The sequence below is a fragment of the uncultured Kluyvera sp. genome, assembly GCF_902485085.1.
Taxonomy (GTDB): Bacteria; Pseudomonadota; Gammaproteobacteria; order Enterobacterales; family Enterobacteriaceae; genus Kluyvera; species Kluyvera ascorbata.
Genome location: NZ_CABTJS010000028.1, coordinates 76,340 through 86,689 on the forward strand (window position 1 = coordinate 76,340; position 10,350 = coordinate 86,689).

General features: G+C 52.0%; 10 protein-coding genes and 1 other annotated feature. Of the genes, 5 read left to right on the forward strand and 5 right to left on the reverse strand.

Annotation, left to right across the window (positions count from 1 at the left end):
* Positions 1–20: 20 nt before the first annotated feature.
* Positions 21–665 (reverse strand): adenylate kinase, encoded by a 645-nt coding sequence (adk, locus tag RDN66_RS04725; protein WP_035891831.1) that lies wholly within the window; start codon positions 663–665, stop codon positions 21–23.
* Between the two features lie 576 nt (positions 666–1,241).
* On the opposite strand from adk, the gene RDN66_RS04730 reads away from it, so the two are divergent.
* From RDN66_RS04730 to RDN66_RS04750, 5 genes are all read left to right on the forward strand, one after another.
* A complete protein-coding gene (locus RDN66_RS04730; RefSeq protein ID WP_202216303.1) occupies positions 1,242–2,504 on the forward strand; it encodes a PTS ascorbate transporter subunit IIC in 1,263 nt (420 codons plus the stop codon).
* Positions 2,505–2,527: 23 nt separating this feature from the next.
* Positions 2,528–3,208 carry a D-allulose 6-phosphate 3-epimerase gene (gene alsE / locus RDN66_RS04735; protein ID WP_035891834.1) on the forward strand — a complete coding sequence of 227 codons (681 nt, stop codon included), beginning with the start codon at positions 2,528–2,530 and terminating at the stop codon, positions 3,206–3,208.
* Between the two features lie 137 nt (positions 3,209–3,345).
* Positions 3,346–3,810: a PTS sugar transporter subunit IIA gene (locus RDN66_RS04740; protein ID WP_035891881.1), complete on the forward strand. Its 465-nt coding sequence runs from the start codon at positions 3,346–3,348 to the stop codon at positions 3,808–3,810.
* 69 nt (positions 3,811–3,879) lie between these two features.
* Positions 3,880–4,191, forward strand: coding sequence for a PTS fructose transporter subunit IIB (locus tag RDN66_RS04745; RefSeq protein ID WP_035891836.1), 312 nt, complete (start codon positions 3,880–3,882; stop codon positions 4,189–4,191).
* 43 nt (positions 4,192–4,234) lie between these two features.
* Positions 4,235–5,341: a PTS fructose transporter subunit IIC gene (locus tag RDN66_RS04750; RefSeq protein WP_308537591.1), complete on the forward strand. Its 1,107-nt coding sequence runs from the start codon at positions 4,235–4,237 to the stop codon at positions 5,339–5,341.
* Between the two features lie 64 nt (positions 5,342–5,405).
* Here the strand turns inward: RDN66_RS04750 and htpG are convergent, their stop codons facing one another.
* From htpG to dnaX, 4 genes are all read right to left on the reverse strand, one after another.
* On the reverse strand, positions 5,406–7,280 hold the full coding sequence (htpG, locus tag RDN66_RS04755) for a molecular chaperone HtpG (protein ID WP_035891840.1): 1,875 nt from the start codon (positions 7,278–7,280) through the stop codon (positions 5,406–5,408).
* Positions 7,281–7,387: 107 nt separating this feature from the next.
* Positions 7,388–7,993, reverse strand: coding sequence for a recombination mediator RecR (recR, locus tag RDN66_RS04760; RefSeq protein ID WP_035891842.1), 606 nt, complete (start codon positions 7,991–7,993; stop codon positions 7,388–7,390).
* Positions 7,993–8,325: a YbaB/EbfC family nucleoid-associated protein gene (locus RDN66_RS04765; RefSeq protein ID WP_035891844.1), complete on the reverse strand. Its 333-nt coding sequence runs from the start codon at positions 8,323–8,325 to the stop codon at positions 7,993–7,995. Before RDN66_RS04765 ends, recR begins: the two co-directional genes overlap by 1 nt.
* A 57-nt stretch (positions 8,326–8,382) precedes the next feature.
* The gene (gene dnaX / locus RDN66_RS04770; RefSeq protein ID WP_123650036.1) at positions 8,383–10,326 is read right to left on the reverse strand and encodes a DNA polymerase III subunit gamma/tau; all 1,944 of its coding nucleotides are present in this window, start codon (positions 10,324–10,326) and stop codon (positions 8,383–8,385) included.
* Positions 8,989–9,053, reverse strand: a sequence feature (DnaX frameshifting element). (Overlaps the previous gene by 65 nt.)
* Positions 10,327–10,350: the final 24 nt, after the last annotated feature.

Genomic DNA, 10,350 nt, shown 5'->3' on the forward strand with positions numbered 1-10,350 from the left:
TCGGTGCCGGAAGGACGAGATTAACCGAGGATCTTCGCCAGTTCAGCGCGTACGTCAGCTACGGCTTTGGTGCCGTCAACTTTGGCGTACTTGGTGTTACCCGCCTGCGCTTCTTTGGAGTAGTAACCGATCAGCGGAGCGGTCATCTGATGATATTCCACCAGGCGCTTACGCACGGTTTCTTCCTGATCGTCTTTACGGGTGGTCAGATCTTCGCCGGTCACGTCATCTTTGCCTTCAACCTTAGGTGGGTTGAATTTGATGTGGTAAACACGGCCAGATGCCGCGTGTACGCGACGACCAATGATACGGTCAACGATCAGTTCGTCAGGAACGTCAAATTCCAGAACGTAGTCAACGTTGATGCCCGCTTCTTTCATGGCGTCTGCCTGCGGGATAGTGCGTGGGAAGCCATCCAGCAGGAAGCCGTTACGGCAGTCTTCCTGAGAGATACGCTCTTTAACCAGCGCGATAACCAGTTCATCAGTGACCAGTTTGCCTGCGTCCATGATGTCTTTAGCCTGTTTGCCCAGCTCGCTGCCGGACTTTACAGCCGCGCGCAGCATATCACCGGTGGAAATTTGCGGAATGCCATATTTCTCCATGATGAACTGTGCCTGAGTTCCTTTACCCGCGCCCGGTGCGCCAAGCAGAATGATACGCATTGCGAAAATCCCCTTAAAGGTTGTCGATATTTTTTAAAAAGCGCTAAAAGATACCACCAGAACGGCACTGGCTCAAGGAAGGTGGGTCGGCTGAAACGGTTAATGGTCAGATATTTTACGCACGGTGCGATTTCATGTCCTCATCCCTGCTCTTCTCGTCCAGGGCAGTCCAAACGTCTTCTCGTATTGATTCATCCAGGCCCTTCGTAGGTATCCGCCTGTTGCGGGTTAGTTAGCGGTAACTCAATTTTTAACATTTTTATTTGTTAGCGCTAACTCTGCGAGATCGATCACAGTTGTATTTTATTTGGCTGTTTATAGTTCACCCTATTGAAGCCTCAGGAGAACGCATGCATAGAAACAGATTAACAGCGATGAAATAAATATTATCGATTCAATGAAAAAACCGGAGATACGCTGCTCTTTTTTTGCAGAGTCTTTCTGGTGAGAATCATATTAAACAAATATTCAGCCGCCATTAATAATGTACGGTTAAGTAATTTACTGGGCAACGATAAACCAAAGAAAAGTCAGAAATAAAACCAATCAACTCTTATATGATTCGTGGAGTTTATTATGCTTCAGTTTATTATTTACGATGTACTAGGAACACCGGCAATTCTGGTCGGGTTATTTTCACTGGCTGGCCTGTTATTGCAAAAAAAATCGGTATCAGACGTTATTTCTGGCACACTCAAAACAATAATGGGTTTTGTTATTTTAACGGCTGGCGCTGGTATTGTCGCCTATACGTTAACCATCTTTAGCCAGCTATTTGAACATTCGTTTCATATCCAGGGCGTCGTGCCGAATACCGATGCTATGGCAGCCCTGGCGCAGAAAAATTATGGTACAGCAACGGCCATGATTATGGTTTTAGGGATGCTTTTCAATATCGTTCTTGCTCGTTTCACGCCATTAAAATACATCTTTCTGACGGGGCATCACACCCTCTACATGGCCGCCATGCTGGCCGTTATTTTATCCGTAGGCGGGTTATCAGGATTCTTGGTTGTCGCTATCGGCGCGCTCATTCTGGGGGCGATGATGGTCATTTCCCCGGCCATTTTGCAACCGTTCACCCGCAAAATTACGCATACTGACGATCTTGCCCTGGGGCATTTTGGCTCCACCGGTTATTTAGTTTCTGCACTGGTTGGCAAAGTGGTCGGCAAGGGAAGCCCTTCCATTGAAGAAATTAAGGTACCTCAGTCTCTGAACTTTCTTCGTGACTCCTCGGTATCCATCTCGCTCATCATGATGATTCTTTTCCTGGTATTAGTGAGTGTGGCGGGTAAACCCTTTGTCGAGACGACGCTGAGCTCGGGCCAAAACTACATTATCTTTGCCATTATTCAGTCCCTCACCTTTGCTGCTGGTGTTTATATCATCCTGGCAGGCGTACGCATGGTCATTGCAGAGATAGTCCCAGCGTTTAAGGGGATTGCGGACAAATTAGTGAAAGACGCGAAACCAGCGCTCGACTGCCCAACCGTCTTCCCGTTTGCACCTAATGCCGTCATCGTCGGGTTCCTCTCAAGCTTTGTTGCTGGGCTGGTCAGTATGTTCCTCTGCCCACTGTTCGGTTTGAGCGTTATCGTGCCGGGGCTGGCACCGCACTTCTTCTGCGGGGCAACGGCTGGGGTTTACGGCAACATTACCGGTGGGCGTCGCGGCGCCGTTATCGGGGCGTTTGCCCATGGCCTGCTGATTTCATTCCTCCCTGCCATTCTTTTGCCAATGATGGGTGATATGGGGTTGGACGCCACCACGTTTGGCGACGCGGACTTCGGCGTAGTAGGCATTATTCTGGGCCACATCATGGCCATTTTTAACTAACTATTTTGTATCGGAGGTGGTTTATGGGCGCTAAATTTTCACCCTCATTGATGTGTATGGATTTGACGCTGTTCAAAGAGCAAATCACGGCAATGAACAGCAAGGCGGATTTTTATCATGTTGATATTATGGATGGAAACTACGTCCGCAATATCACGCTCTCGCCTTTTTTCATTGAGAACCTGAAAAAAATCACCACGGTTCCTATCGACGTTCATCTGATGGTGAATCATCCAGAGGATATCATTCCCATGTGCCTCGATGCCGGAGCCGACATTATTAGCTTCCATCCAGAAACGGCGAATAACAAAATTTTCCGTCTGCTTAACCAGATCAAGGATGCGGGTAAAAGATGCGGCGTGGTCCTTAACCCGGCAACACCGGCGGAGAGCATTGCAGAATATGCACATTTACTGGATAAAGTGACCGTCATGTCGGTTGACCCGGGTTATGCAGGCCAAAAATTTATACCGGAGTCGCTTAACAAAATAAAAAAACTCATCAATATGCGTGAAAAGCACGGTTACCACTACCTGACCGAAATTGATGGTTCATGTAATGAGAAAACGTTTGGGCAGATTGCTGAATCTGGTGTCGACGTGTTTATCGTTGGTACATCGGGCCTATTTTCTTTACACGCGGATGTCAGCCAGGCATGGGATAAGATGATCGATATTTTCTATCGGGAAACGGTTACCGCATAACGCTTTAATTATAGATATAAGCGTTATTTCAATTTCTCAAATGCAGATTATTTAAATCTAATAACAGAGCGATTACGCCATAACTGAGGTGTGTACTCTGTTATTCAAATTTCATGCTCTGATAACGAAGGTAAATGATGGACATCTCAACTGTACTTAATGTTAAAAACATCAAATTAAATATGACGGCGAAAACCAAAGAAGAAGCCGTTGAAGAATTAACGGATTTATTGGTTCAAGATGGTGCCATTACTCATAAAGATGATTTTCTTCGCGACGTCTGGCTTCGTGAGGCACAGGGCTCCACTGGGTTTGAAAACCATATTGCGATCCCACATGGCAAGTCTTCGGGCGTAGCCCATACCGCCCTGGCCATTGGCCGCACCCAGCACGGGATCCCTTGGGAAACCATGGATGACAGCGACGTGCGCTGCGTGATTTTATTCGCGGTGACCCTGGTGGATCAAAATGCCACCCATATCCGCTTACTCTCTCAAGTTTCGGGTTCACTGGCGGATGAAGATATCGTCGCACAATTGCTGAAGGTTAACGATCCTCAAAAAGTCATCGATATTTTCAATGCTGAAGGCATTGACGCTTAATTAACGTTAGTCATTACCCTTGCCGTTTACGGCAAATTTGTTGCGATTAAAACACTATGGAGAAGAACCATGAATATTGTTGGGGTTACTGCCTGCACCGTCGGTATTGCACATACTTATATTGCTCAGAAGAAAATTGAAATCGCCGCTAAAAAAGCGGGGCATAATGTCAAAATTGAAACGCAGGGTACGATTGGTATCGAAAACGCATTAACCGATGCTGAGATTGCGCAGGCCGATATTGTTCTGTTAGCCGCCGATGTGAAAGTGTCGGGAGAAGAACGCTTTGCCGGCAAAAGAGTCGTTAAAGTCGCCACAGAAACGGCAGTGAAATCACCAAACAAACTTATCGAAAAGCTCAGTGAAATAGTGAATTCATAACATTTCATCTTTGCTCATCCCATATCAATAAAGGGTGTGATTTATGAATATCAAAGAAATCTGGAAAGCAGCGAACCCGAAAGGCCACCTGCTTACCGCAATCTCGTACCTGATCCCTATTGTCTGTGGTGCTGGCTTTATTATTGCTATCGGTATGGCGCTTGGCGGTACGGTTCAGGATACGCTAGTCCCAGGACATTTTGATTTATGGCAGGTCCTGGCGACGCTCGGTGCGAAAGCTCTTGGACTGTTGCCTGTCGTTATTGCTATCGGTATTTCCGGCTCAATCGCTGGCAAACCCGGTATTGCACCTGGTTTTGTCGTCGGTCTGGCGGCGAATGCGATTAGCGCGGGCTTCATCGGCGGTATGATTGGCGGCTACATTTCGGGATATATTGCGCTCGCCATCATTAAAAACGTCAAGGTTCCAGCCTGGGCTCGTGGTTTAATGCCGACATTAATCGTTCCCTTTTTCGCATCCATTATCAGCTGCCTGATCATGGTGTATATCATCGGCACGCCTATTGGTATTTTCACCGATGCATTAACATCTTTCCTTAGAAGTATGGGGACGTCATCTAACTTAATTTTAGGTGCGGTGATTGGGGCGTTATGTATTGTGGATTTCGGTGGACCGCTCAATAAAACGTGCTTCGCCTTCGTTTTGACGCTTCAGGCACAGGGAATCAATGAACCCATTACGGCGCTTCAGTTAGTCAATACCGCAACGCCAATCGGCTTTGGTCTTGCTTATTTCATAGCCAAACTACTACGTAAAAATATCTATAATGACGAAGAGATCGAAACCTTAAAATCAGCGGTGCCGATGGGCGTCGTGAATATTGTAGAAGGTTCTATCCCTATCGTCATGAACGATATTATTCGCGGCATTGCTGCTGCTGCAATCGGCGGGGCCTGCGGTGGCGCAGTCACTATGGTATATGGTGCTGATGCAACGGTACCTTTCGGTGGGGTGTTGATGATTCCAACCATGTCACATCCGATGGCGGGTGTGATGGCGTTGCTCGTCAATATACTGGTGACGGGGACGATTTATGCTGCAATTAAGAAAGATGTCCCTCGCGAGGTTATTGAAAATAACGATTGCGAAGAAGAGGATATCGATTTGGATGATATTAAAATAAGTTAACTCTAGCGGTAATAGCCCCGCCCGCAGTTGGGGATAACCTCAACTACGGGCGGGTACATCAGACTTATGACACCAGCAGCTGGTTCATGCGGCGGATAAACTGGTTAGGATCTTCCAGCGTACCGCGCTCTGCAAACAGCGCCTGGTCAAGCAGCAGCTCAACCCACTCTTTAAACTGCCCTTCATCCTGGGTATCCGCAGTGCGTTTCACCAGCACGTGATCCGGGTTCAGTTCAAAGATGTATTTCACTTCCGGCGCGGCCTGGCCCGCAGCAGCGAACAGTTTCGCCATCTGGGTGCTCATTTCATCCGCATCAGTCGTCACGATGGCCGGAGTGTCGGTCAGACGGTGAGTCAGACGCACTTCTTTCACGCGGTCGCCCAGCAGGGTTTTTACGCGTTCAATGAATGGCGTCAGCGCTTTTTCCGCTTCTTTCGCGCTCTCGTCCACTTCATCCGCCAGCTTGTCGATAGACTCGTCGGCTTTGGCAACGGACTGGAATGGCTTACCGTCGAATTCGGTCAGGTAATTCATCATCCACTCATCGATGCGATCGGAAAGCAGCAGCACTTCGATGCCTTTCTTACGCAGCAGCTCGAGGTGCGGGCTGCTCTTCGCCGCAGCATAGCTGTCGGCGGTGATGTAGTAGATCTTCTCCTGCCCTTCCTTCATGCGGGACACGTAGTCGGCCAGCGACACGGTCTGCTCAGAAGAGTCGGTATGAGTCGAAGCAAAGCGCAGCAGCTTGGCAATCGCTTCCTGGTTGCCGTTGTCTTCTGCCGGGCCTTCTTTCAGCACCAGACCGAACTGTTTCCAGAAGGTCTGATATTTCTCAGCATCGTCTTTCGCCAGCTTATCCAGCATCTGCAGCACGCGCTTGGTCAGGGCGTTACGCAGGTTACGGGTGACGGTGCTGTCCTGCAGAATTTCACGGGAGACGTTCAGCGGCAGATCGTTGGAATCTATCAGGCCGCGCACAAAGCGCAGATAGTTCGGCATGAACTGCTCGGCATCGTCCATGATGAAGACGCGCTGCACGTACAGCTTCAGGCCGTGCTTATGATCACGGTTCCACATATCCCACGGCGCCTGCGACGGGATGTACAGCAGGCTGGTGTACTCCTGCTTACCTTCCACACGGTTGTGGCTCCAGGTCAGCGGGTCGGTAAAGTCGTGGGCGATATGTTTGTAGAACTCTTTGTATTCGTCGTCGTTCAGCTCGGCTTTGTTACGCGTCCACAGCGCCTGCGCCTTGTTGATCTTCTCCCAGGAAACCACGGTCTCGCCGTCTTTCTCTTCCTGTTTTTCGATCTCTACCGGCAGCGCGATATGGTCGGAATATTTGCTGATAACGGAACGCACGCGCCAGTCGTCGAGGAACTCGCTTTCGTCTTCACGCAGATGCAGGGTAATTTCGGTACCGCGGTCTTCTTTGGTGATGTCCGCTACGGTGTATTCACCTTCACCGGCAGACTCCCAGAACACGCCGTTTTCCGGCTTGTCGCCCGCCGCACGGGTGCGCACGGTGACTTTATCCGCGACGATAAACGCCGAGTAGAAACCGACGCCGAACTGGCCGATAAGCTGGCTGTCTTTCGCCTGGTCAGAGCCCATGGACTCGAGGAAAGCTTTGGTGCCGGATTTTGCGATAGTCCCCAGGTGGTCAATCACTTCGTCGCGGTTCATGCCCACGCCGTTATCGGCAATGGTCAACGTACGCTTATCTTTATCGAAGGAGACGCGCACGCGCAGTTCGCCGTCACCCTCATACAGATCCGGGTTAGACAGCGCGCGGAAACGCAGCTTGTCGGCGGCATCTGAAGCGTTAGAGATAAGCTCACGCAGGAAGATTTCTTTATTGGAATACAGAGAATGGATCATCAGATGCAGAAGCTGTTTAACTTCTGACTGGAAGCCACGGGTTTCTTGTCCTTTCATTGCAAAATACCTCAATGCTGATTACAAGGTAAAAAAAGCGATGAGAGGAAAATGGGGATGGGTGTAGCGGATTTCAAGCGAGAGCAGAAAATCCTGCTCTCGATTGATTAAAAACGAATCTTATGGCGACCGGCCAGCGAGTGCGACAGCGTGGTGCCGTCGACCATTTCCAGCTCACCGCCTACCGGCACGCCGTGGGCGATGCGGCTGGCTTCAACGCCATATTGCGCGCAAAGCTCGGCGATATAGTTGGCCGTGGCTTCCCCTTCCACCGTTGGGTTGGTGGCGAGAATAATTTCCGTAAGCTGCTCCGTTTCCAGACGCTGCTCAAGGCGGTCAAGTCCGATATCGTCCGGGCCGATGCCGTCTAACGGCGACAGGTGCCCCATCAGCACGAAGTAGCGGCCGGAGAACTGCCCGGTCTGCTCAATGGCGTAGATGTCCGCAGGACTCTCCACCACGCAGATTTGACCGTTTTCCTGGCGACGCGGGTTCGAGCAGATGTTGCACACCTCCTGCTCGGTGAAGGTGCGGCAATCGGCACAGTGACCGATTTCCGACATTGCGCGGGTTAAGGCCTGCGCCAGACGCATCCCGCCGCTGCGGTCACGCTGCAGCAGGGTAAACGCCATGCGCTGCGCCGACTTCGGGCCAACGCCCGGCAGACAGCGCAACGCTTCCATCAGCTGAGTTAACAGCGGACTGGTTTGCATCAGAACGGCATCTTGAAGCCTGGTGGCAGCTGCATACCGGAGGATACAGAGGCCATTTTTTCTTTCTGGGTTTCATCAATACGGCGCGCCGCATCGTTGAACGCCGCAGCAACCAGATCTTCCAGCATCTCTTTGTCGTCTTCCAGCAGGCTTGGGTCGATTTCAACGCGACGGCAGTTGTGCGCGCCGTTGATGGTCACTTTGACCAGACCTGCGCCAGATTCGCCGGTTACTTCCAGCTGGGCGATTTCTTCCTGCATTTTCTGCATTTTGTCTTGCATCTGCTGGGCCTGTTTCATCAGGTTACCCAGACCGCCTTTACCACCAAACATAGGCTTCTCTCTCAGTAGGTCACGTTAAACAATAACGACCGTAAGCAGCGCTTGCGGTCAAATGGGGCGGATGCTCTCTTCATCCAGGTCCGCGTCGAAGAATCGGCGCAGCGTCTGAATGTTATTATCCGCGATAATCGACTCGCGCGCCTGCGCGAGCTTCTCTTCATAGATTGCCTGTCGCCACTCCAGCGGCGTACGCACCGCCGGATTATCATCTTCCACGATGGTCAATTCAACAGGCGCGCCGTATAAAGTGCTCAGCGCTTCGGTCAGCTTTTGCTTCGCGCCGGGCGAATTGAGATGCCGCTGCGTAGGACGCAGATGCAGGCACACGGCGTTACCGTTTTGTTCTTTCCACGCGTTGAGCGCCACCTGCTCGACGAGCTTCGGTAACGCCATCTGGCTCACCTCTGCCGCCCACGGGTCACGTTCTAAAGATTCCGCCGCCAGCTTGGCCGCCAGTTCAGGCGTTTTCTCATGCTCCAGCGCTTTCTTCAGCGCTTTCGGCGTGGCGATTTCTTCTTTTTTCACTTCTTCAGCAGGCGTGGTCGCTTTCCAGCGATAAGCCTCTTTTTTCGCTGCCGGCTTGGTTAACGCCGACGGCTCCGGGCGCGCCTGAACGCGTTCGGTTACCGAGGCCAGTCTTTCCAGCGCAGCACTGTTCACCGGCCGCGCGCGGGAAGCGGCTGCCGGTTCACTCTTTTTTGGGGTGTTTACTCCCGGATTGCTCTGCTGCAATTGACGACGCGCGGCCAGCACCTGATTGGTGGAATCCGGTAACGGCGCAGCAGGCGGCGGGGTAATCGGTGCCGAAGCGGGCATCGGCTGCTGTTGCGGTTGCTGCTGTTGCATCATTGGCGCATTGGCCGGCGCAAACGTCTGCTGGGGCCTTTCCGGCTCCGGCAGCGGCGCATTCGGATGGAACGCCAGCGCGCGCAGCAGCGTCATTTCGATGCCCATACGACGATCGGGTGCATACGGCAGCTCTTTGCGGCCAATCAGCATCGTCTGGTAGTACAGCTGAACGTCAGTTGGCGGCACGGTACGTGCGAGGTTGCGCATCCGCTGTTCAACGGCGGCCATATCGCTGCCAAGCGCCGCAGGCGACAGCTGCACCATCGCAATCCGGTGTAGCAGGCTTTGCATCTCAATCAGTAACGCTTCCCAGTCAACGCCGCGCAGTGCAGCATCGTTGACCAGCTCCATCGTCCGCTCGCCGTTGGCGGCCACCAGCGCTTCAATCAGCGACAGCGCCTGATCGTCGTCCAACGTGCCGAGCATCTCGCTGACCGACGCGGTGGTGAGCTGGCCTTCACCGCTGGCAATCGCCTGATCGGTAAGGCTTAATGCGTCACGCAGGCTACCATCCGCCGCGCGCGCCAGCAGCTGCAGGGCACGAGGCTCATGGGCGATATGCTCTTCATTAAGGATATGCTCAAGCTGATGACGAATCTGCTCAACGTCCAGCGCCTTCAGGTGGAACTGCAGGCAGCGAGACAAAATAGTGACCGGCAGCTTTTGCGGATCGGTGGTCGCCAGCAGGAATTTGACGTGCGCAGGCGGCTCCTCCAGCGTTTTTAACAAGGCGTTAAAGCTGTGACGGGAGAGCATGTGCACTTCGTCGATAAGATAGACCTTAAAGCGGCCGCGGGCGGGCGCGTACTGGACGTTATCCAGCAGGTCACGGGTATCTTCGACTTTGGTTCGCGAGGCGGCATCGATCTCAATTAGATCGACAAAACGCCCCTGCTCGATTTCGCGGCAGTTATCACACACGCCGCACGGCGTGGCGGTAATGCCGGTTTCGCAGTTAAGCCCCTTCGCCAGCAAACGGGCGATAGAGGTTTTCCCCACACCACGGGTGCCGGAAAAAAGGTATGCGTGATGAATGCGCCCTAACGATAAGCCGTTCGCCAGTGCGGTCAGCACATGTTCCTGGCCGACGACGTCAGCAAAGGTTTGTGGGCGCCATTTTCGGGCTAAGACCTGATAACTCATTGGCAGGCTCTGAAACGCTGGAAG

Bases quoted from the DNA above. Each gene is read 5' to 3' on its own strand.
- recR (WP_035891842.1), bottom strand. From the start codon at position 7,993: ATGCAAACCAGTCCGCTGTTAACTCAGCTGATGGAAGCGTTGCGCTGT.
- htpG (WP_035891840.1), bottom strand. From the start codon at position 7,280: ATGAAAGGACAAGAAACCCGTGGCTTCCAGTCAGAAGTTAAACAGCTT.
- alsE (WP_035891834.1), top strand. From the start codon at position 2,528: ATGGGCGCTAAATTTTCACCCTCATTGATGTGTATGGATTTGACGCTG.
- adk (WP_035891831.1), bottom strand. From the start codon at position 665: ATGCGTATCATTCTGCTTGGCGCACCGGGCGCGGGTAAAGGAACTCAG.
- RDN66_RS04740 (WP_035891881.1), top strand. From the start codon at position 3,346: ATGGACATCTCAACTGTACTTAATGTTAAAAACATCAAATTAAATATG.
- dnaX (WP_123650036.1), bottom strand. From the start codon at position 10,326: ATGAGTTATCAGGTCTTAGCCCGAAAATGGCGCCCACAAACCTTTGCT.
- RDN66_RS04730 (WP_202216303.1), top strand. From the start codon at position 1,242: ATGCTTCAGTTTATTATTTACGATGTACTAGGAACACCGGCAATTCTG.
- RDN66_RS04745 (WP_035891836.1), top strand. From the start codon at position 3,880: ATGAATATTGTTGGGGTTACTGCCTGCACCGTCGGTATTGCACATACT.
- RDN66_RS04750 (WP_308537591.1), top strand. From the start codon at position 4,235: ATGAATATCAAAGAAATCTGGAAAGCAGCGAACCCGAAAGGCCACCTG.
- RDN66_RS04765 (WP_035891844.1), bottom strand. From the start codon at position 8,325: ATGTTTGGTGGTAAAGGCGGTCTGGGTAACCTGATGAAACAGGCCCAG.